The organism is Rhodobacter sp. P1_C2 (assembly GCF_056406375.1).
This window is the reverse complement of sequence record NZ_JBFUAG010000003.1, coordinates 33,476-54,897: the sequence shown is the minus strand read 5'-3', so window position 1 is coordinate 54,897 and position 21,422 is coordinate 33,476. Positions and strand designations below refer to the sequence as shown.

The 21,422-nt window shown below is 65.6% G+C and carries 20 protein-coding genes and 2 tRNA genes; 13 read left to right on the top strand and 9 right to left on the bottom strand.

Annotation, left to right across the window (positions count from 1 at the left end):
- Positions 1 to 85 precede the first annotated feature (85 nt).
- A tRNA-Lys gene (locus tag AC1DZT_RS05270) sits at positions 86 to 161 on the top strand.
- Positions 162 to 239: 78 nt separating this feature from the next.
- A tRNA-Lys gene (locus AC1DZT_RS05265) sits at positions 240 to 315 on the top strand.
- Between the two features lie 71 nt (positions 316 to 386).
- Here the strand turns inward: AC1DZT_RS05265 and AC1DZT_RS05260 are convergent.
- Both AC1DZT_RS05260 and AC1DZT_RS05255 read right to left on the bottom strand, forming a co-directional pair.
- Complete coding sequence (locus tag AC1DZT_RS05260; RefSeq protein ID WP_478005564.1) at positions 387 to 782, bottom strand: (R)-mandelonitrile lyase; 396 nt, start codon at positions 780 to 782, stop codon at positions 387 to 389.
- Positions 783 to 785: 3 nt separating this feature from the next.
- The gene (locus AC1DZT_RS05255; RefSeq protein WP_478005563.1) at positions 786 to 1,820 is read right to left on the bottom strand and encodes a LacI family DNA-binding transcriptional regulator; all 1,035 of its coding nucleotides are present in this window, start codon (positions 1,818 to 1,820) and stop codon (positions 786 to 788) included.
- A gap of 287 nt (positions 1,821 to 2,107) precedes the next feature.
- Here AC1DZT_RS05255 and AC1DZT_RS05250 point away from each other — a divergent pair, with 287 nt between their 5' ends.
- The 11 genes from AC1DZT_RS05250 (at position 2,108) to AC1DZT_RS05200 (ending at position 11,644) form a co-directional block, all read left to right on the top strand.
- Positions 2,108 to 3,385, top strand: coding sequence for an amino acid ABC transporter substrate-binding protein (locus AC1DZT_RS05250; protein WP_478005562.1), 1,278 nt, complete (start codon positions 2,108 to 2,110; stop codon positions 3,383 to 3,385).
- A gap of 63 nt (positions 3,386 to 3,448) precedes the next feature.
- Positions 3,449 to 4,192, top strand: coding sequence for an ABC transporter ATP-binding protein (locus tag AC1DZT_RS05245; RefSeq protein WP_478005561.1), 744 nt, complete (start codon positions 3,449 to 3,451; stop codon positions 4,190 to 4,192).
- Positions 4,192 to 4,920, top strand: a complete 729-nt coding sequence (locus AC1DZT_RS05240) for an ABC transporter ATP-binding protein (RefSeq protein WP_478005560.1) — start codon at positions 4,192 to 4,194, stop codon at positions 4,918 to 4,920. The genes AC1DZT_RS05245 and AC1DZT_RS05240 overlap by 1 nt, the downstream gene beginning before the upstream one ends.
- A 13-nt stretch (positions 4,921 to 4,933) precedes the next feature.
- Complete coding sequence (locus AC1DZT_RS05235; protein WP_478005559.1) at positions 4,934 to 5,812, top strand: branched-chain amino acid ABC transporter permease; 879 nt, start codon at positions 4,934 to 4,936, stop codon at positions 5,810 to 5,812.
- A complete protein-coding gene (locus AC1DZT_RS05230; protein WP_478005558.1) occupies positions 5,809 to 6,855 on the top strand; it encodes a branched-chain amino acid ABC transporter permease in 1,047 nt (348 codons plus the stop codon). The genes AC1DZT_RS05235 and AC1DZT_RS05230 overlap by 4 nt, the downstream gene beginning before the upstream one ends.
- A 4-nt stretch (positions 6,856 to 6,859) precedes the next feature.
- The gene (locus AC1DZT_RS05225) at positions 6,860 to 7,636 is read left to right on the top strand and encodes a glutathione S-transferase family protein (protein WP_478005557.1); all 777 of its coding nucleotides are present in this window, start codon (positions 6,860 to 6,862) and stop codon (positions 7,634 to 7,636) included.
- Between the two features lie 54 nt (positions 7,637 to 7,690).
- The gene (locus tag AC1DZT_RS05220; protein WP_478005556.1) at positions 7,691 to 8,647 is read left to right on the top strand and encodes a dioxygenase family protein; all 957 of its coding nucleotides are present in this window, start codon (positions 7,691 to 7,693) and stop codon (positions 8,645 to 8,647) included.
- The gene (locus tag AC1DZT_RS05215; protein WP_478005555.1) at positions 8,640 to 9,386 is read left to right on the top strand and encodes an SDR family NAD(P)-dependent oxidoreductase; all 747 of its coding nucleotides are present in this window, start codon (positions 8,640 to 8,642) and stop codon (positions 9,384 to 9,386) included. Before AC1DZT_RS05220 ends, AC1DZT_RS05215 begins: the two co-directional genes overlap by 8 nt.
- Complete coding sequence (locus AC1DZT_RS05210; protein ID WP_478005554.1) at positions 9,386 to 10,264, top strand: beta-keto acid cleavage family enzyme; 879 nt, start codon at positions 9,386 to 9,388, stop codon at positions 10,262 to 10,264. The genes AC1DZT_RS05215 and AC1DZT_RS05210 overlap by 1 nt, the downstream gene beginning before the upstream one ends.
- Before the next feature lie 34 nt (positions 10,265 to 10,298).
- The gene (locus tag AC1DZT_RS05205) at positions 10,299 to 11,303 is read left to right on the top strand and encodes a quinone oxidoreductase family protein (RefSeq protein WP_478005553.1); all 1,005 of its coding nucleotides are present in this window, start codon (positions 10,299 to 10,301) and stop codon (positions 11,301 to 11,303) included.
- On the top strand, positions 11,303 to 11,644 hold the full coding sequence (locus AC1DZT_RS05200; protein ID WP_478005552.1) for a cupin domain-containing protein: 342 nt from the start codon (positions 11,303 to 11,305) through the stop codon (positions 11,642 to 11,644). Before AC1DZT_RS05205 ends, AC1DZT_RS05200 begins: the two co-directional genes overlap by 1 nt.
- Here AC1DZT_RS05200 and AC1DZT_RS05195 read toward each other — a convergent pair.
- The 7 genes from AC1DZT_RS05195 to AC1DZT_RS05165 form a co-directional block, all read right to left on the bottom strand.
- Positions 11,622 to 12,881 (bottom strand): glucoamylase family protein, encoded by a 1,260-nt coding sequence (locus AC1DZT_RS05195; protein WP_478005551.1) that lies wholly within the window; start codon positions 12,879 to 12,881, stop codon positions 11,622 to 11,624. The two genes, AC1DZT_RS05200 and AC1DZT_RS05195, sit on opposite strands and share 23 nt — an antisense overlap.
- A gap of 1 nt (position 12,882) precedes the next feature.
- A complete protein-coding gene (locus AC1DZT_RS05190) occupies positions 12,883 to 15,255 on the bottom strand; it encodes a glycoside hydrolase family 3 N-terminal domain-containing protein (protein WP_478005550.1) in 2,373 nt (790 codons plus the stop codon).
- Entirely contained in the window at positions 15,239 to 17,119 is a 1,881-nt protein-coding gene (locus tag AC1DZT_RS05185; protein ID WP_478005549.1) for an ATP-binding cassette domain-containing protein, read from the bottom strand. The genes AC1DZT_RS05190 and AC1DZT_RS05185 overlap by 17 nt, the downstream gene beginning before the upstream one ends.
- A 337-nt stretch (positions 17,120 to 17,456) precedes the next feature.
- On the bottom strand, positions 17,457 to 18,461 hold the full coding sequence (gene cydB, locus AC1DZT_RS05180) for a cytochrome d ubiquinol oxidase subunit II (RefSeq protein ID WP_478005548.1): 1,005 nt from the start codon (positions 18,459 to 18,461) through the stop codon (positions 17,457 to 17,459).
- A gap of 3 nt (positions 18,462 to 18,464) precedes the next feature.
- Positions 18,465 to 19,883 carry a cytochrome ubiquinol oxidase subunit I gene (locus AC1DZT_RS05175; protein ID WP_478005547.1) on the bottom strand — a complete coding sequence of 473 codons (1,419 nt, stop codon included), beginning with the start codon at positions 19,881 to 19,883 and terminating at the stop codon, positions 18,465 to 18,467.
- 130 nt (positions 19,884 to 20,013) lie between these two features.
- Positions 20,014 to 20,988 (bottom strand): quinone oxidoreductase family protein, encoded by a 975-nt coding sequence (locus tag AC1DZT_RS05170; protein WP_478005546.1) that lies wholly within the window; start codon positions 20,986 to 20,988, stop codon positions 20,014 to 20,016.
- A 4-nt stretch (positions 20,989 to 20,992) separates the two neighbouring features.
- Entirely contained in the window at positions 20,993 to 21,403 is a 411-nt protein-coding gene (locus AC1DZT_RS05165; RefSeq protein WP_478005545.1) for a carboxymuconolactone decarboxylase family protein, read from the bottom strand.
- Positions 21,404 to 21,422 lie beyond the last annotated feature (19 nt).

Sequence of the window (21,422 nt, the reverse complement as noted above, 5' to 3'; positions counted from 1 at the left end):
CGCATTGTTTTGCCAGTCGGCGACGAAAAGTCTGGCGCCTGCCCTTGCGGACCCGCCGCGATGGCGCTAAATCCGCCCCCGCATGGGGCCGTTAGCTCAGTTGGTAGAGCAGCTGACTCTTAATCAGCTTGTCGCAGGTTCGAATCCTGCACGGCTCACCATGCAAAATCTCCCTTCCGAAAAAAGTGCGATGATCGGGGTTGACGTCCCCCGCAGCTTTGCTTAGTCAGCGCCGCAGTGGGCCGGTAGCTCAGCCGGTAGAGCAACTGACTTTTAATCAGTAGGTCTCGGGTTCGGATCCCGACCGGCTCACCAAATCTTCCAGAAATACCAAGGGTTGCGTCGCGAAAGCGGCGCACCCCTTGGTGCTTGGAGGTCGCAAGTCCTCAGCGCTGGTACTCCGCCGCGGTGACATGTTCGAGCCAGGTCACGGCAGAGCCGTCCAGCATCTCGGCAATCGCGATATGGGTCATGGCGACGGTGGGGCTGGCGCCATGCCAGTGCCGCACGCCGGGGGCGAACCAGACCGTGTCGCCGGCGCGAATCTCTTCCACCGGGCCACCCTCGATCTGCATCCAGCCGAGGCCTGCGGTCACCAGCAGGGTCTGGCCCAAGGGATGGGTGTGCCAGGCGGTCCGCGCGCCGGGTTCGAAGGTGACCGTGACGCCCGAGACGCGGGCCGGGGCCGCGGCCTTGAAGGGCGAATCGAATCGCACCTGCCCGGTGAAATAGGATTCCGGGCCGCGGGACGAGGGAATGGTGCCGGCTTTGGTGATGCTCATGGCTCAAGGTCCTTCTGTTCTGGGCGCGGCCACGCTGTCGCGTTCGATCAGCTGCACCGGCAGGATGGTTTCGATCGGCACCGTAGCACCGCGCCCGGACAACATCGCAGCCATATGGCGGGCCGCAACCACCCCGGCGTCGAATTGCTGGATGCGCACCGTGGTCAGGCGCGGCGGGATCATGTCCAGAAAGGGCATGTCGTTGAAACCGGTGACCGAGATATCCTCGGGGCAGCGCAGGCCGAGGGTCCGGCACTGGTCGATCGCCCCCAGCGCCAGCCGGTCGTTGGCGCAGAGGATCGCCGTGGTGCCGGGATCGGCGCGCAGGATATCGGCGGCGGCACAGCGGCCATCGCTTTCGTCGAATTGGTTGGCTTCGATGATGATCAGGCTATCGGGGTCAATCCCGTTGCGGAGCGCGGCGGCGCGGAAAGCATCCAGCCGCAGCTGCCCGGTCGACAGCGCCCGCGGCCCGGCCAGATGGGCGATGCGGCGGTGCCCCTTGTCATAAAGCAGCGAGAAGACCGCGTTGATGCCCGCCGTCTCGTCGTTGATGATATAGGGGATCTGGGTCCCCTCGATCTTGCGGTTCAGCGTCACCACGGGCAAGCCCGCCGCCGCCGCGCGCACGATGGTCGGGTCATCCAGCAAGACGGCGGTGTGGATGATGCCATCGACGCCCCGGTCCTGCAAAATCTCCACCAGGCGCTGTTCGCGGCCCTTCTGGCTGTCGGTGTTCACGATGATCGAGGCATAGCCCAAAGGCTCCATCACGCTTTCGATGCCGCGCAGGATCGGCGGGAAGATCAGGTTGGTGATGTCGGGGATCATCACGCCGATCGTCATGGTGCGCTGGGTCCGCAGGCTGGAGGCGATCTGATTCGGCCGGTAGCCGAGTTTCTCCGCCGTTTCGCGGATGCGGGTGACGACATCTTCGGTCAGCGGCGTGTCGCGCTTGGGGTCCAGTGCCCGCGACACGGTCGAGACATGCACCCCGGTTGCCCGCGCTATGTCTTTGAGAGTGACACGTTTATTCATATACCCCCCGGGGTTCAATTTCCCCACTATAGGCAACCGAACCGCCGCACGCAAACGGTTGCATCTGCCATCTTGACGCAGATTGACCCAGTCGCTACGGTTTGTGCAATCGTTTGCGCGGCCCGAGCTGAGGAGGTCGGTCGCGCCATCGGGGGGAGGGGCCACGCCCAGATTCCGAACCGCCGGGGAGGGCGCTTTCGTGTCTGTCGGGTTGGCGCCTCCTCCCGGTGAAAAGCTTTCGCCGATCACGCAAACGATTGCGTGACATGTCCTTGAGGAGGAACGACATGAAGACCAAGTCAATGATCGGGGCGCTGGCCGCTTCGGCGCTGATCGCCGCACAGGCCCTGGCCGAGGAGGCGCCGATCAAGATCGGGGCCTCTCTGCCCCTGACCGGAAGCTTTGCCGTGGCGGGGACCAAGCACAAGCAGGGTTACGAGCTTTGCGTCAACCTGATCAACGAGCGCGGCGGGATTCTGGGCCGCAAGGTCGATCTGATCGTCTCGGACAACCGCTCCGATCCGGCCACCGCGATCAACCAGTATGAACGGTTCATCAATGTCGATGGCGTCGATGCGGTCTATGGCACCTTCTCCTCGCGCCTGACCTTTCCGGTCGCCAGCATCCTGGAAAAGAACGGTTTCGTGCATGCGGTGCCGGCGGGTGGCGCGCTTCGGATCTACAAGCAGGGCTACAAGAACCTCTTCTACTTTCAGCCCAATGCCGCGGAATATGTCGGTGCCTCGCTGGAAGGCGTGATCAAGGATCTGGTGCCCGCCGACAAGCCGCAGACGGCTGCGATCATCTCGGCCGATGACTTCTTTGCCAATGGCGTCTGGTCGGGGCTGATGGGCGAGAAGGTGATGGACCCTGCCTCGGGTGCCGAGGTGGCGGATCTTGCGCCGGGCTATCTGGCCGATGCCGGGATCAAGGTGGTCTTCCAGCAGAAATGGCCGGAGGAGGGCTTCAGCGACTGGCTCAACCTTGCCAACCAGGTCAAGCAATCCAAGCCCGACCTGATCATCGGCCTGACCGCCTCCGAGGATGAGGCGGTCGAACTGACCCGCGCCCTCAAGACCGTCCATGCCGAGGCGAAGATGGTTTACCTCAGCCAAGGCACCCAGGCCGAATATGCCGAGGGCACCGGCGACAGCGCCAATGGCGTGCTGGTCCACACCTCCTGGCACAAGGACGCGCCGTTTGAATCGGTGCTGGGCGGCAAGCCCTTCTCCAACGCCGATTATGTCGCGGCGCATCAGGCGGCCTATGGCGCCGTGCCGGACGAGGACAGCGCCATTCCCTTCGCCGTCTGCCAGGGCATCGAACAGGCGATGATCGGCGCGGGCAGCACCGACAATGCCAAGATGGGCGAATGGCTGCATGCCCGCACCAAGGAAGACCCGGTCAAGACCATCCTCGGCCGCTTCAACTGGGACGAGACCGGCCTGCCCAAGGACAAGCCCTTCCTGATGACCCAGTGGAAGGACGGCAAGTTGCAATTCGTCTACCCGACGGACGAGTTCAAGGGCGTGGCTGCCCTCACCTATCCCAAGGGCAAGTTCTGATCCTGTGATCCTCTGGGTCCGGCAGGTCCGGGCCCCTCCCCCCCTCTCGCGAAAGGACAGTCCATGCTCGACGTCAAAGGGCTCGGCAAGCATTTCGGTGGGATCAAGGCCGTCGACGGCTGCACATTCCAGGTCGAGCGCGGCTCGATCACCGCCTTGATCGGCCCGAACGGCGCCGGCAAGACCACCGCCTTCAACTGCATCAGCCGCACCGCCGTGCCCACCAAGGGCGAGGTCTGGCTGGACGGCCAGCGCATCGACGGGATGCGCCCGCATCAGGTGACGCGGGCCGGCCTCAGCCGCACCTTCCAGATCAGCCGGAACCTTTCGGACATGACGGTGCTGGAGAATGTGATCTGCCAGACCAAGATCCACGGCTGGCGCGACATGTTCAAGCCCGCCATGTCCACCGCCGAAATCGACAAGGCGATGGGAATCCTCGATTTTCTGGGTATCACCCGGATCGCCCATGAAGACGGCGCCAACCTCTCCTACGGGCAGAAAAAGCTGATGGACCTGGCCGCGCTGCTGATGAGCGAGCCGAAGATCATCCTGCTCGATGAACCCGCAGGCGGCGTGAACCCGACCCTGTTGGAGGAGATTGCGGGCCATATCCGCAAGCTGAACGACAAGGGCATGACGGTGCTGATCGTCGAACACAACATGGATCTGATCATGCGCCTCAGCCACCACATCGTGGTCATGGCGCAGGGCAGGGTGATCGCCCAGGGCAAACCCGCCGAGATCCGCGAAAACCCCGCCGTGCTGGAGGCCTATCTGGGCGGCGTGCTGGAGGAGGCGGCGTGATGAGCGAACTTCTGGAAGTCACCAGCCTGACCGCGGGCTATGGCGACGGGCCCTCGATCCTCGATGGCGCGCATCTGACGGTGCAGCCGGGCAAGGTGCATTGCATCATCGGCCCGAATGGCGCGGGCAAATCGACCCTGCTCAAGGCGATCTGCGGCATGCTGAAGATCCGCCAGGGCGATGTGAAGTTCAAAGGCGAAAGCCTGAAGGGCCTGCGCCCCGACCAGATCTTGCGCAAGGGCATCTGCTTTGTGCCGCAGGAACGCGCCCTCTTTCCCAAGATGACCGTGCGGGAGAACCTGCGGATGGGCGGCTATTCCCTGGCCGACAAGAGCGGTCTGGAAAAGGCCATCGACCAGATCGAGGAGCGTTTCCCGATCCTCGGCCAGCGCCGCGACCAGCAGGCCGGCACCATGTCGGGCGGCCAGCAGCAGACCCTTGCCATGGCGCGGACCCTGATCATCAAGCCCGATATCGTGATGCTGGACGAACCCTCACTCGGCCTCGCCCCGAAGATCATCCAAGAGATGTTCGACATCATGAAGATGATGGCCTCCGAGGGCATCACCATCCTGCTGGTCGAACAGAATGCCCTGATGGGTCTGCGCAATTCCGACTGGGGCGTCGTGCTCGACCTCGGCCGCACCCTGTTCGAAGGCCCCGCCGCCGATGTGCTGGCCGACCCGCGCATCCAGGAGTTGTACCTCGGCGGCAAACGCGCCGCCTGAACCGGAGACACAGATGGACCTTTTCCTCCAGACCCTTATCCTCGGCCTGGCCCTCGGCGGTGTTTTCGCGCTGATGGGGTCGGGGCTCAGCCTTGTCTTTGGCGTGATGCGGATCGTGAACCTTGCGCATCCCTCGCTGATCATCGGCGGCGCCTATATCACCTACTGGGGCTTCAAGCTTTGGGGTGTCGACCCCCTGGTGATGTTGCCGGTCGCCACCGTCATCATGGCCGCCATCGGCGTGCTTCTGTACAAGCTCGTCTTCGAGCGGCAGGCCAAATCGGCGAAATATTCCGAGATGACCGTGCTTCTGACCTTCGCCACCGCGATGATCGTCGAAGGTGCCTTGGGCGGCATGTTCACCAACACCCAGCGGATCACCTCGCCCGCCTATGCCACCGATGCCTTCTTCCTTGGCGATATCTTCATCCCCAAGGGCCAGCTTTACGCCGGGATCGTCTCGGTCGTGCTGATCACCGCGCTGGCGCTGTTCCTCAAATACGCCCGCTTCGGCAACGCGATCCGCGCCACCACCCAGAACCGCGAGGCGGCAGAGCTTCTGGGCGTCAACGTCAACCTCGTCGGCATCATGAGCTTTGCCATCGGCATCGGCCTCGCAGGTGCCGCAGGTTCGCTGGTCTCCTTCGTCTTCTCCTTCTTTCCGGCCAAGCATTGGGAGTGGATCTCGATCCTGATGTCCCTCGTCGTCCTTGGCGGCATGGGGTCGATCATGGGGACGGTCCTCGCCTCCTTCCTGCTCAGCGTGCTGGCGGCCTTCGTCGGGGCCTATATCGGCGCGACCTGGTCGACGATGACCTTCTTCCTCGCCCTTTTCCTGATCCTGCGCGTGCGGCCCCAGGGCCTGTTCGGCGAAAAACCGGAGCTTGCATGATGTCGCTGTCCACCGATACCCAGGCCGCCTCCTCCGTGCTGGAGGCCCGCCGCGCCCATAATGCCAAACTGGCGGCGAGCGCCGACAAGACGCGGGTCGTGCTGTTCCCCGTGACCCTGCTGGCCGTGCTTCTGCTGCTGCCGGGCCTGCAATTCGTCGGCAATTACAATTACCTGCTGCATCTGGTGCTGTTCGCCGCCTGCTATGCCACCATGGCCTCGGGCTGGAACATCCTGGGCGGCTTCACCGGCTATGTCAGCCTTGGCCACAACGTCTTCTTCGCTATCGGCGGCTATTTCGCGGGGATGATCTTTGCCCGCACCGGGATTTCGACCATCCTTCTGGCGCCCCTGGCCGGCCTCATCTGCGCCGGGGTCGGCTATCTGATCGGCTCGATCACGCTGAAGACGCGGGGGCCAAGCTTCATCATCTCCTCTCTCGCGCTGACCATGATCGCGGGGATCCTGTTCAACAACTGGGAGTTTGTCGGCGGCACCAATGGCGTCACGCTGAAGGCCAACAGCCTGCCCGCGCAATGGGCCAAGCTGCCCTATTACTACGCCTTCGTGCTGCTGGCGGCCTTCGCGGTCTGGTCCTCCTACCGGATCAAGCATTCGAAGTTCGGCCTCGGCCTGCGCGCAATCTCGAAAGACGAGATCAAGGCCGAAAGCGCCGGCATCGACACCCGCACTTACAAGGTCCTGGCCTTTGCCATCTCGGGCGCTTTCGTCGGCATGGCCGGGGCGATCTGGGGCGAGTATCTGACCTATATCCGGCCCAATATCTTCCTCGTCATCCTGGTCAGCGTGAACATGGTCCTCATGTGCATCCTGGGCGGCAAGGGCACCATCGCCGGGCCGGTCATCGGCGCCATCCTGATCATCGCCTTCAACGAGCTGTTCGTGGCCACCCTCGGCGCGTCAGAGCTGAACATCCTCGCCTCGGGCGCGCTGATGGTGATCGTGCTGATGTTCTTCCCCCTGGGTATCATCGGCACGCTGGCCCGCCTGCACAAGCTGCCCCGCTTCCTGAACTGGGATTAAAGCCATGGCCTTCACCCTTTACAACGCCCCGCAATCCACCTGCTCGCAGCGCGTCCGCTACACGCTGCATGCCAAGGGCCAGGGCTTTGCCGAACACAAGCTGGACCTTTTCGTCGGCGATCAGCTGAAGCCGGACTACCTCGCGATCAACCCCAATGGCGTGGTGCCCGCGCTGGTGCATGACGGGGCGGCTGTGATCGACAGCGCGGTGATCCTTGAATACCTCGAAGACATCCTGCCCGACGTGGCCCCCCTGCGCCCGAAAGACCCGGTCAAGGCGGCCGAGATGCGCGCCATGATGCGCTTCATCGACGAGGTGCCGACGCCCGCCATCCGCGTGCCCTCCTACAACCTGGCCTTCCTGCCGCATTTCCAGACCATGACCGAGGACGCCTTCCAGGCCCTGGCCGACAGCAAGCCCCTGCGGCGCGAGTTCCTTCTGAAGATGGGCCGCACCGGTTTCCCCAAGGCCGAGATGGACGAGGCCCTGGGCCGCCTGCAGCGCGGCATCGACCGGATGGCGCAGTGGTTGGCGGCGAGCGGCGGGCCATGGCTGATGGGCTCGGCGATCACGCTGGCCGATATCGCCCTGATGCCGGTCATCGTGCGGATGGCCGATATCAACCTCGACGGCATGTGGGCCGGCAAGCCCCAGGTCGCCGCCTGGCTGGAGGGCATCCGCGCCACCCCGGCCTTCGCGCCGACCTATTACCACGGCTCTCTCCTGACCGAGAAATACCCCCATCTGGCCAAAGCCAAACAAACGGCTGCCTTCGCCTGAAGCCAGCAGCAGGACCGCGCGAACCGGACCTAACCCAACCCTACGAGGCTCCCCATGGATTTCCATGCCACCCAAGACCCCGCGCTGACCCGCCTCATCATCTCCCGCGAGGAGGAGGTGACGCCCAAGGTGCTGAACGCGATGCAGAACACCGAGGACGCGCGCCTGAAAGAGCTGATCACCGGCCTTGTCACCCATATGCACGCCTTCATCCGCGAAACCAGGCCCACCGAGGCCGAGTTCGAGGCCGGCCTGCGCTGGATCACACGGCTGGGCCAGCTGACCGACGAAAGCCATAACGAGACGGTGCTGGCCGCCGATGTCTTCGGCATCTCGACCCTGATCGACCTGATCAACAACAACGGCATGCAGGGCGAGACGATGTCGGCCCTCCTCGGCCCCTTCTACCGCGGCGAAAGCCCGACATGCGCCTTTGGCGAGACCATCGCCAGGTCCAAAACCCCGGGACCGGAGCTTTACATCAAGGGCCGCGTCACCGAACTGGACGGCACCCCCTTGCAGGGCGCCACGCTCGACATCTGGCAAGCCTCGCCCGAGGGGCTTTACGAAAACCAGGACCCCGATCAGGCCGATTACAACCTGCGCGGCGTGCAGATGACCGGGGCGGATGGGCGTTACGAGTTCCACTCGGTCCGGCCCGCCGGCTACCCGGTGCCGACCTTCGGCCCCTCGGGTGACCTTCTGAAGGCGCAGAACCGCGAACCGATGCGACCGGCCCATGTGCATTTCATCGTCTCGGCCCCGGGTCACAAGACGCTGGTCACCCAGATCTTCACCGATACCGAGGAGATGATGGCCGCCGATGTGGTCTTCGGCGCCAAAAGGCAGATCTGCGGCACGCTGGTCGAACATAGGGAACCGCACCCCGATTACCCTCAGGCCAGGCTGCCCTTCTTCACCTGCGAATACGACTTCGTGCTGAAGCCCGGCACCCCGTCCTTCCCGATCCCGCCGATCTCCGGCAAAGCCAAGGCCGACAGCCATGTCTGAGACGCTGTTGAACAAGATCGCCGTGGTCGTCGGCGGCTCTGGCGGCATCGGCGCTGCCACCTGCCAACGGCTGGCAAAGGCCGGGGCCACCGTGGTCGTCGGCTACCGCTCCGGCCGCGCGAAGGCCGAGGAGTTGGCGCAGGCGCTGCCCGGGCAGGGCCATGTCGCCCTTCCGGTGAGTGTGACCGACAGCGCGAGCATCACCGCCTTCCGCGATGCGGTCATGCTGGCCTGCGGCAGGGTCGATATCCTGATCAACGCCGCCGGTACCACCACGCCGGTCGTCCATGCCGATCTGGAGGGCCTGACCGACGCGATCATCGACGAGGTCTTCGCCTCCAACTGGCGCGGCGTGTTTGCGACGATCCGCGCCTTTGCCCCGGTCATGAAGGCCTCGGGCGGCGGCGTCATCATCAACCTCTCCTCCATCGCGGCCTACAAGGGCTTCGGGTCGTCGGTGGCCTATTGCGGCGCCAAGGCGGGGCTGGATTCGATGACCCACACGCTGGCACTGGCGCTGGCGCCCGACATCCGCGTGCTGTCGGTCTCGCCCGGCGTGGTGGCCACCGGCTTCGTGCCGGGCCGCACGCCCGAACAGATCGCCACAGCGGGCGAGGCCGCGCCGCTCCGCCGCGTGACGCAACCTGAAGACGTGGCCGATACAATCTATGCCGCCGTAGCCCATATGCCGCTGTCCACCGGCATCCGGATCGCGGTCGATGCCGGAAGGGCGCTTTGATGCAGTCGAAAGTCATTCTCACCTGTGCGGTCACCGGCAACCTTGCCACCCGCGAAAACCACCCCCTCCTGCCCGCCACGCCGGAGGAGATCGCCACCGCCTGCCTTGAGGCCGCCGATGCCGGCGCCGCCATCGCGCATATCCATGTCCGCGATCCCGTCACCGCCAAGCCTTCGATGGACCTCGCACTCTATGCCAAGGTGATCGAGCTGATCCGCGCCCGCAACTCGGCCTTGATCCTGAACCTGACCACCGGGCCGGGCGGTCGCTATGTCCCCTCGCTCGACAACCCTGCCGTGGCCGGGCCCGGCACCACGCTTCTGCCACCCGAAAAGCGCGTCGAACATATCACGGCCCTCAAGCCCGAGATTTGCACGCTGGATCTGAACACGATGAACTCCGGCGGGCAGGTGGTGATCAACACCCCGCGCAACGCCCGCATCATGGCCGAGATCATCAAGAGCGCCGGCGTGAAGCCCGAGATCGAACTGTTCGACACCGGCGATATCGGCCTTGCGCAGGACATGCTGAAGGACGGCTCGATCGCCGGCCCGATGATGTGCTCGATCGTGACGGGGGTGAAATACGGCCTGCCCTCGACCCCGGATGCCATGGCCGTGGCGGCCCGGATGCTGCCGCAGGGCACGGTCTGGACCGGCTTCGGCATCGGGCGGATGGCTTTCCCGATGCTGGTGCAATCCTGGCTGCTGGGCGGCCATATCCGCATCGGGATGGAGGACACCAGCTTCATCGCCAAGGGCCAGCTGACCGCCGGCAATGGCGAGCTGACCCTTCGCGCCCGCGACCTGATCGAGAAACTCGGCGGCCAGCTCGCCACCCCGGACGAGGCCCGCGCCCTTCTCGGCCTGCCCACCTGACATTCAACCGGATTCCCATACGGAGACACATTCCATGAACATGCAACATCCCCCCCTCTCCGGCCCCGCGATCCGCGTGGAGGAAAAATCCGCCGATCTGGACAACCTCAAGCTTCTGCTCGCCGACACCCCCGCGCCGCGCCCGGGCCCAGGTCAGGTCCTGGTCGAGATCGTGGCGGCAGGGGTCAATCCTTCGGACGTGAAGGCCTCGCTCGGCCACATGCCCCATGCGATCTGGCCGCGCACCCCGGGCCGCGATTTTGGCGGCATCGTCCGCGAAGGCCCCGCCAACCTGATCGGGACCGAGGTCTGGGGCGGTGGCGGCGAGCTTGGCATCACCCAGAACGGCAGCCACGCCAAATGGATGGTCCTGCCGCAAGCCGCCGTCCGCGCCAAGCCGGAGAATTTCAGCTTCGAAGAGGCGGGCTCGGTCGGCGTGCCCTTCATCACGGCCTTCGAGGGCCTGCGCGAGGCTGGCGGCGTGCAACCCTGGGACAATGTTCTGGTCTGCGGCGCCAATGGCAAGGTGGGGCAGGCGGCGATCCAGCTTGCGACCCTCGCCGGGGCGCGGGTCTTTGGTGTCGAATACAAGCCGATGGATTACCTCGGCCATGCCAATGCCGCGATCGAGATGTTCGACAGCTCCTCGCAAGACGTGGCGGCCTTGATCCGCGAAAAGACCGGTGGGCATGGCGTGGACATCGTCTTCAACACCGTGGGCAGCCCCTATTTCGCGCTGGCCAATGCGGCGATGGCCAAACAGGCGCGGCAGATCTTCATCTCCACCTTCGACCGGGCGGTGGACTTCGACATCTTCAATTTCTTCCGCGGCCGCCACAAGTTCATCGGCGTGGATACGCTGGCGCTCGACAGCGTTTACGGCGCCAAGATCTTCGACAAGCTGAAGCCGAAGTTCGAAACCGGGCAGCTCAAGCCCTTTCCGATCAACCCCGCCGCGGTCTACCCTCTGGAGGATGCGGCCAAGGCCTATGCCTCGGTCCTGCGGTCGACGCCCGACCGCGTGATCCTGAAACCGTGATGGAGGTCACTCGCATCACCGACGCCCGGGGCTACAAGGCCCCGGAGCATGTCGACATGGCCTGCCTGCGCCTGCAGGGGAAAGAGGCGAGTGGCGCGAAATCGATGTGGATGGGCCTGTCCCATCTTCTGCCGGGCGGGCATACCAGCCTGAAAGCCTCCCGGCAGGAGAAGATCTACCTCGTGATCAGCGGCCAAGTGACCCTCAGCAACGGCGTCGAGGAGGTGACCCTCGGCCCCCTCGATTCCTGCCATTTCGCCGCGGACGAGGCGCGTGCCCTGCGCAACGACACCACCCTGCCCGCGACGATCCTGCTGATCATGCAAGAGCTTCCTGCCTGACCTGGCCCGCAGTCGCGCTGCGGGTCAGGCCCAGCCGGGCGAGGCCGGGCGCAATCTCGGGCGCCGACATGAACAGCCGCCAGAGCAGCCCGCTGCGGGCGTTTTCGATCATGCCGACGATGGGCCCCTGGTCAATCGCCAGATGGCTGCCTGCCACCCAATCCGCCGTCTGGTTGAAGGCGTCGTAAAAGCCCCAGTCGCCCCAAAGCCTGTCGCCCAGATCCTCGTGGTAATGCCTGAGCGCCGCCATCGACTCCACCGGCGTGTATGGCATCGAGGCCAGCGCCGCCGTGGGCGCGATCACCCCAAGGTCATTGGTCGGCGAAAAGGCGTTATAGCCCTTGTCGCCATCGCAGGCCGTCAGCCCCCAGGCCGGACCATAGCCTTTGAATCCCTTCGGATTGGCCTTGGCATAGGCGACATGGATCTGCGCATGGGCGCGGTTCTGGGCAAAGAATTCCACCTTGCCATCGTGAAGCCCGCGCGGGTCGAGGCCGAGAAAGCTGTAATGCGTGAAGAACAGGGGCCCGCCCCAGTCGGGGCCAAGGGGCAGGGGGATGCCCAGGAAGCTCTTGCCGTTGTCATAGGTCGTCGAGGTCTTCCAGCCGACCTGATAGGCCGCCGGATCAATCGGATGGGTGGGCGAGGCCGCGGCGAGGACGAAGGCCATCAGCCCCTCGTGATAGCCGGTGATCGGCAGACCCTCGCCCCAGTCGCTGCGGATGACGTGGTGGCCGGTGCGGTGCCACATCATCTTGGAGGGCGTGGGGCAGAAGGCCGCCCAATCCACCCCGCGCCACAGGGTGTCGATCTGGCGGGCGGTGTCGCCCTCGCCCAGCCATTGCCGGGCGGTCAGCAGGCCCTGCATCAGGAAGGCGGTTTCCACCACGTCGCCGCCATCGTCATTGGCCGAAAAGGCGATGGTCTGCCCCGTGGTGCCGTTCATCCAATGCGCAAAGGCCCCGTCATAGCGCGGCGCGGCAGACAGGAAGTTCACGATCTTCGCCAACCTTTGCCGCACATCGGCGGCGGGCAGAAAGCCCCGCTCCGCCCCGGCGATCAGCGCCATGATGCCAAAGCCGGTGCCACCGGTCGTCACCGTCTCCTGCGTGTCATAGCTGGTGGTGCCAGAGGACCGCTCCCGCGCCATCCCGCTTTCGGGATGGGCGAAGTCCCAGAAGTAGCCAAGCGTCCGGCGCTGGACCAGATCCAGCAAAGCCTCGTCCGAAAGCGCCATGTCAGCTCCTTTTCCAGTCAAAGCGCAGGGTGGCCACATCCTCGGCGGAGCGTCCGATCATCAGGTCGAACAGCCCCGGCTCCCAATCCATCGTGTATTGCGCCAGGCTCTCGCCCAGCGGATAGCGCAGGGTCTCCGGCGTCAGGCGGAACGTGACGGTCGTGGCCTCGCCCGGGGCAAGCGTGACCCGTTCGAAGCCGATCAGCTGGCGCCTTGGCCGGGCAGAATGGCCGGTCAGGTCGTGGAGCCAGGCCTGCACCAGATCGCTGCCCGCCATCGCGCCGGTGTTGGTCACGGTCAGCGAGACGGTCAGTTCCGCCGCATCGCGCAACGCGGAGGCCGAGGCGGTCAGGGGCCCATGCGCAAAGCTCGTATAGCTCAGGCCGTACCCTGCCGGGTAAAGCGGCGTGGCGGGGCTTTCCAGGATGCAGTCGGTGGTGAACTTGCGAAACCACGGGCGGCCCGCAGCATCGGTCGCGGTGTCGCCCGTGACGGTCACGCCCGCCCCGGTGATCGGCCGTCCGGTCGTCAGACCCTCGGTCCGATAGGGCAGCTGGCCCAGATGCCGGGGCAGGGCCTGCGACAGCCGCCCCGAGGGGTTGACCCGGCCGAACAGCACATCGGCCAGCCCGTTCCCGGCCTCGGCCCCCAGATGCCCGGCCCAGATCAGCGCATCGACCCGCGCCGCCTCGTGTTCCAAGGCCAGCGGGCGCCCGGCCATCGCCAAGAGGATCAAGGGCTTCCCCGCCTCCGCCGCGTAGGCTGAAACCGCATCGAACAGCGGGCGCTGCGCCTCGGGCAGGCCGATGTCGAGCCGGGTCGAGCTTTCGCCGGAATGTTCCTTCGCCTCGCCCAGACAGAGCACGATCGCATCCGCCGCCTGCGCCACGGCCAGGGCCTCTGCCACCATCGCCTCGGGGCTGTCGGGACCGAGCACGACCGAGGGCATGTCCCGATTGTGCACGTTCAGCCGCGCCGCAAGGGCGGGGTCGTTGACGATGTTGCAGCCCTTGGCATGGCGCACCGCCAGCCGGTTGCCGGCCGCCGCCGTGATCCCCTCCAGCAGCGTGACCGATTGGGACGGGTCCACGTCGATGGCCCAGGTGCCCTGCATGTCGATCCGGTCATCGGCCAAGGGGCCGATCACTGCCAGAGTGCCGCCCGCATCGCGCAGGGGCAGGGCGGCGTTCTCATTCTTCAAAAGAACCAAAGACTTCGCCGCCGCCTCGCGCACCAGCGCCACATGGGCGGGGGTGCGGGTCACGGCGTCGCGCAGGGCCGCGTCCATGCCGATATAGGGGTCCTGGAACAGGCCGAGGTTCCACTTCGCCTCCAGCACCTCGCGGGCGCGCTGGGTGATCTCGGCCTCGGTCACCGGACCCGCGCGGTAGGCGCCATAGGGGGCGTGGTAGAGTGCGGGGTTGGCCGCGCCATCGGCGGCAAGTTCGGCCAGATGGCGCAGGAAGGCTTGGGAGACGAGGTCGATGTTCACCCCGGCCTTGAAGGCCAGATAGGCCGCCTCGCGCGAATTGGCGGCGATGCCGTGGTTGACCAGCTCCGGGTCGATGGCGGTGAAATCGGTGACGATCAGGCCCTTGAAGCCCAGCCTCTGGCGCAGCACCTCCTGCAACAGGACGCGATGCGCGGTCACCGGCATGTCGTTGATCGTGTTGAAGGCGACCATGATCGCCCCGGCCCCGGCCTCGATCCCGGCGCGGAAGGGTTCCATCACGCGGACGAGCGTCGCCACCGAAGCCTCGACGCTGGAATAATCCCGCCCGGCAAGTGCGAGGCCATAGCCGAGGAAGTGTTTCAAGGTCGCCATGAAGCGGTCGGGCCGGGCCATGTCGCCATCGGCCCCCTGATAGGCCCGCACGATCACCTCGGCGATGCGGGCGCCGAGGTAGGGCAGCTCGCCATTGCCCTCGGCAATCCGGCCCCAGCGGGCATCGTGGCAGACATCCAGCATCGGCGCCCAGTTGATCGTGATGCCATCGGCCCGCGCCTCGCGCGCGGTCATCTCGTTGATGCGGGCGATCAAATCCAGATCCCAGGAGCAGGACAGCGCCAGCGGGATCGGCCCGCCGGTCTTGTAGCGCTGGATGCAGTCCTTGCCGAAGAGGAGGGGGATGCCGTTCGGCCCCTCTTCCACCGCCAGGCGCTGCAACTCGCGCCGGTCGGCCACCGTGGCCCCGGTCGAGATGCCGCAAAGCTCGCCGCGGCGGATCATCACTGGCACATCGACTGCCTGCGCCACGCCGGTCGTGTCGATCCCCGCGCCGGAAGGGTAGTTCAGCTGGCCGATCTTTTCCTTCAGCGTCATCCGGCCCAGCAGCGCGTCGAGGAAGGCGTCCCTTTCAGTTGCGAACGACATGGATCACCTCCCGCCGGTCATCGCGGCGCGGCGAGGGGATGCTGTCGGCGGCGCCGGACAGGTGCAAGGGCTCGCCATCGTGATAGGGCCGGACCGCGATCACGCCGCTGTCGATCTCGGCGATATAGTCATAGACCGGCTCGCCATTTGGCAGGTAGGGCATCTCCCGGTTGTGGATCGAGGAAATCACCGTCATCTCCTTGCAGGTGCGCTTGAGCGTTTCGTAGAATTCGGACTGCGCCTGCGGGTCAAGGCCCGCCGTCACCTCGTCCAGGAAGGCGATCTCGGGCTGGTGCAGCAGAAGCCCGGCGAGGATCAGGCGTTTCTTCTGCCCGCCGGACAGGGCGCGCTCCCAGGGGCGGCCGTTGAAGTTGCGCTCGTTCAGGCAGCGCAGCAGGGGGGCGCTGTCCAGCCCCGCCTCGACCAGAACCGCGGCCACATCGGCATCCTTGAAATCCGCCGCATCGGCAGAGCCGGCCACCAGCTGTTTCAGCGTGGTATCGGGCGTGCGCACCGCCTGGCTGGCGTAGAAGGGGCGCAGGCCCAGGGGCAGGTAAATCTCCGCCCGGCCATAATCCTGCTGATGCATCAGCGCGTTGAGGAAGGACGACTTGCCGCTTCCCGAAGAACCGACCAGCGCCGTCCAGGAGCCGGTGGGAAAGTACAACTCGCCCTCGGCGCGCAGGAAGGGTTCCGAGGCGGCCCCCTCGTGCATCAGCTCCAGCCCGAGGACGACGATGCCATCCTCGACCGGGTGGCGGTGATAGCTGAAGTCATGCACCCCGGTCGCCTGATAGAAGGCGCGGGTGTCCTGCACCTTTTCCACCGCGGCGGCATATTCGGTGATCCGTTCGGTATCGGCTTTCAGGGAGGCGATGGCGGGCGTCACATCGATCAGCCAGGAAAAGCCGGTGGTCAGCTGGCCGACGAGGGCCGCCGTGGTCACATAGGCCTGAAAGCTGATCTCGCCCTGGGCATAGGCCGGCAGCGCCAGGACCGAGGCGAGGACCTGGAAGGACAGCGTGCTGTAGAATCCCTGCAGCCCCATGAACCCGGCCTGCAGGATGTTGGACCGGTGCCAGACCCGGTCAATCTCGACATAAAGCGTGCGGTTGACCTTCTTCTGCACCGCCTCGCCCGATTGCGCGGTGATCTGCCCGGCGCGTCGGATCATGGTGTTGAGCTCGGACCGGAAGGCGCCCTCGGCCTCCTGGAAGTTCTTGTTCACGTCGCGCATCACCGCCCCGATGCGGGTGAAACCCCAGGTGACCAGCAGGGCAAAGGGGATGATGCCACCGAGCGTCAGCACGAAACTGGCCGCCTCGCCGAACATCTCCATCCCCCGGACGGGGGTGGAGATGCGCCACAAGGCCCGCGAAACCTCCCAGGTCGAGGTGACGACGGACAGGATGCCCATCGCCAGCCCGATCGCATTGCCGGTCATGGTCTTCAGGCTTTCCGCCTGGCGCTGGTCGATCGAATCCAGCCCCGGGATCGACTGCATCTTCAAGAGCGCGCCGCCCTCGTCCAGCGTGGCCTCGGTGAACTGTTCGTTCAGCCAGCTGCGCCATTGCCGCTGCAGGGTCTGCGACAACAGGTGGCGGAAGGCCACCATGGTGACTGACAGCGCCACCGCGCCGGTCAGCATCAGGGCCGCACTTTCAAAAAGGGCGAAGGGTTGCAGGTTGCCGGGGGTCTGGTAGGTCGCCTTGGCGTTCTCGAACGAGCCTGCGGCCATCGCGACCCAGACACCGATCAGGCTGATGAACCACGACAGGCCGGCCACGGCCAGACCCAGCGCCCAGGCCCGCCGCCACAGGGTCGAGCGCCAGTAGGCGGCGATCAGCCCCCAGAAGTCCTGCATGCCCCCGACCGCGGTGTGCGGGCCTGATTTGGCCGACACGGCGGGGGCGAATTCTTGCCCATTGGCCTGCGCGTTCACCGGTTTTCCCCGTTGGTCCTGCGGCCTTGGCTGCGCCGCGAGGTTCGCCTCAAGGGTAGTCTAGCCTGATTCCTTTTCGCTTCGCCTGCTAAATCGGCGGTTTTTCGCGCGGTTTGAAGAAAAAGTGACGGGCTTCTGCATGGTTTGTCCCTGGCCCCGGCGCCCGCTCAGACCAGCGCCAGCCGGATCAGCCAGGCCAGCCCGCCGACCACGCAGACGCTGGCGATGTAGAGGCCCACGAACCACAAGAGCCGGGCCATCAGTGGTACCCGTCCTCGGGCTTCACCTTGCCGCGGAAGACCCAGTAGGAATAGCCGGTATAGGCCAGGATCATCGGGATCAGCACCGCCGCCCCGACCAGGAGGAAGGCCAGCGAGGTATCGGGCGCCGCGGCCTCTTCAATGGTCAGGCTCGGCGGCACCAGGTTGGGGTAAAAGCTGACGCCAAGCCCGGCATAGGACAGCACGAACAGCGCCGCCGTCGACAGGAACGGCCGCAGGGCATCGCCGTCGCGCAGGCCTTTCCACAGCTGCCAGACCGCCAGCGCCAGCAGCACCGGCACCACCGCGCTCCAGATGCCGGAGGGCCAGCCGAACCAGCGCGCCAGGTATTCCGGCCGCAGGAAGGGCGTCGCAAGACTGACCGCGCCGATCAGCGCCACCAGCGCCAGCGCGAGCGGTCGGGCAAAGCCCTGCGCCCGGACGAGGATCGCACCCTCGGTCTTCAGGATCAGCCAGGTCGCCCCCAGCAGCGCATAGCCCACCACAAGCGCCAGCGCCGTCAGGCCGGAAAAGGGCGTCAGCCAATCCCAGTTGCCGCCGCCATAGGCGCGCCCGGTCACCTTGATGCCCTGCACCAGCGCGCCGAGCGCCATGCCCTGCGCAATCGCCGCCACCAGCGAGCCGGCAAAGAAGCCGAACTCCCAGAAGCCGCGCATCCTTGTGGTGCGGTGGACGAATTCGAAGGCCACGCCACGGAAGATCAGCCCCAGAAGCATGGCGATGATCAAAGGGTAAAGCGCGGGCATCACCACGGCATAGGCCAGCGGGAACACCGCAAAAAGCCCGCCACCGCCCAGCACCAGCCAGGTCTCGTTGCCATCCCAGATCGGCGCCACCGTGTTCATCGCCAACTGCCGCTCCGCACGGCCGTTCAGAAAGGGGTATAGCAGCCCGACGCCCAGATCGAACCCGTCCAGCAGCACATAGGCCAGGACGGCAAAGGCGATCAGCGCGGCCCAGATGAAGGCGAGGTCGAAGATCATGGCTTACTCCTTCGCGGCTGTGTGCGGGGCTGCGGGGTCGGCGGCAACGGGCGTGATCCCGGCGGTGCGGGTCGGGCCGATCTCGTCGATCTCGATCCGGTCGCGCGGGCGTTTCGACATCAGGCGCAGGGCATAGAAGGTGCCCGATCCGAAGACGAAGAAATAGGCCAGAACGAAGGCCAGAAGCGAGGTGGCGACCGCCGGGGCCTGCAGGGGCGCCACGCTATCCGCGGTGCGCAACAGGCCGTAAACGGTATAGGGCTGCCGCCCCGCCTCGGTCGTGATCCAGCCGGCCAGCACGGCGGCAAAGCCGGCCGGGGCCATCACGACGGCGGCGCGGTGCAGCCAGACCGCCGTGAAAAGCCGCCCCGACCAGCGCGCCCAGGCCGACCAGAGCCCGATCCCCAGCATCGCAAAACCGATCGCCACCATGATCCGGAAGGTCCAGAAGATCAGCGCCGATTTCGGGCGGTCTTCGGGCGGAAAGTCCTTCAGCCCCTTCATCGGCGTGGTCAGGCTATGGGTCAGGATCAGCGAGCCGAGATAGGGGATCTCGACCGCATAGCGCGTCACCTCGCCCGTGTCGTCGGGCAGGCCGAAGAGGATGAGGGGCACCTTGCCCTCGGGATAGCCCTCGAAATGGCCCTCCATCGCGGCGATCTTGGCGGGCTGGTATTCCAGCGTGTTCAGCCCCTGGGAATCCCCGGCAAAGATCTGGATCGGCGTCACGATCAGCGCCATCCACATCGCCATCGAGAACATGATCTCGGCCCCCCGGCTGTCGGGGCTGCGGATCAGGTGCCAGGCGCCGACGCCGCCGACCATGAAGGCCGTGGTCAGATAGGCCGCCAGCACCATATGGACCAGACGGAAGGGGAAGGAGGGGTTGAAGATCACCGCCCACCAATCCTCGGGGACGAACTGGCCCACCGCGTTGATGCTGTAGCCCTGCGGCGTCTGCATCCAGCTGTTGACGCTGAGGATCCAGAAGGCGGAAAAGAGCGTGCCGACCGCCACGATCGCCGTGGCCGCCATGTGCAGCCGCTCGCCCACCCGTTCCCGGCCAAACAGCATGATGCCAAGGAACCCCGCCTCCAGGAAGAAGGCCGACAGCACCTCGTATCCCATCAGGGGGCCGATCACCGGGCCGGTCTTGTCGGCAAAGACCGACCAGTTGGTGCCGAACTGGTAGGACATCACGATGCCCGACACGACGCCCATGCCGAAGATCACCGCGAAGATGGTCTTCCAGTATTCGAAAAGCCGCAGATAGACCGTGTCCCTGTGCCAAAGCCACAGCGCGTTCAGCACCGCAAGGAAGCTCGCCAGCCCGATGGTGAAGGCCGGAAAGATGATATGGGCCGAGATGGTGAAGGCAAACTGCAGACGCGCCAGATCAATCGCCGAGATATCGCCGAACATGGGGTTCTTCCTGAAGTCGTGAGACGCCCTGCATGGGGGGATGGGCGCAAATCTTGGCATCAGCCTGCCCAGAGGGGCCGGTCTTTGCAACTATGCGAAGGTATGCGGCCGCCCGATCCCCCTTGTGACGTCAGGGCAGAAGAACGGTTGCCCCGGTGGTGCGGCGGTTTTCCAGATCGTCATGCGCCGCGGCGGCCTCCTGCAGGGGGCGGGTCTGCGGTGCCGGGGTCTGCAGGTCGCCGCTGGCCAGACGGGCGAAAAGATCGCCGCTGCGGGACAGAAGCTCGGCCCGGCTGGCGATATAGTCGAAGAGCACCGGACGATTGGCCGAAAGCGAGCCGCCCCGCGCCAGATCGGCCAGGCTAAAGCCGGTGATCATTCCCGAGGATTGGCCGAAGTTCACAAACATCCCTCGACGCTGCAGGCATTTGAGCGAGCCGGCCCAGGTGTCCTGCCCGACAGAATCGTAAACCACCGCAACGCCCTGGCCCTCGGTGACCTCGCGGACCACGCTGACGAAATCCTCGCTCCGGTAGTTGATCACATGGGCATAACCGTGCTGGCGGGCCAAGGCGACCTTCTCTGCCGAACCCGCCGTGCCGATCGCCGTGGCCCCCAAAGCCTTGAGCCACTGGCCCAGCAACAGCCCGACCCCGCCCGCCGCCGCATGGACCAGCACCCGGTCGCCCGGCTGCACCGCATGGCAGGCGGTGACGAGGTATTGCGCCGTCAAACCCTTCAGCAGCGCGCCCGCGATCAGCACATCGGAAATCGCTTCCGGCAGGGCCAGAAGCCGCTCCGCTGGCACCACCCGACGCTGGCGATAGGCGCCATGCGGCAGGACATAGGCCACCCGGTCGCCGGGGGTGAGGCCGGTGACGCCGGGACCCGTCGCCTCGACCACGCCCGCCGCCTCCGCCCCGGGGATCATCGTGGGGGTGGTCCAGGGGTAAAGGCCGGAGCGGTGGTAGATATCGAGGAAATTGACCCCGATGGCCGTCTGCCGCAGCAGAACCTCGCCCGGGCCGGGGGCAGGGGTTGCGATGTCCTGCCAGAGCATGACTTCCGGGCCGCCGGGGCGATGGGCGATCAGGGCCTTGTCCATAGCGTCAGCTTTCGTAGAGGAATTCGGGATCGACCGGCACCTGCATCGCGGTCACCAGATGGTTGGTTTGCGCGGCCAGCCCGATGATCGCGACCAGTTCGGCATGCTGCGCCTCGGTCATGCCCTTGGCGCGGGCGGCGGCGGTGTGGGAATGGACGCAATAGCTGCAGCCATTGGCGGTGGAGACGGCGATATAGATCATCTCCTGCACCACGCGGCCCAGAACGGTTTCCCCGGCCATGACCTCCTTCAACCCGCCCCAGGTCCGCTCCAACAGCGCCGGGTCATTGGCCGCCGCCCGCCAGAAGTTGTTGATGAAATCCGATTTCCGCGTGGCGCGGATGTCGTCGAACACCGCCTTGACCCGCGGGATCGCCTCGGCCTCGGCATCGGTCAAGAGTTTCACGGTTGCCATGCTATCCTCCTTGGTGCGG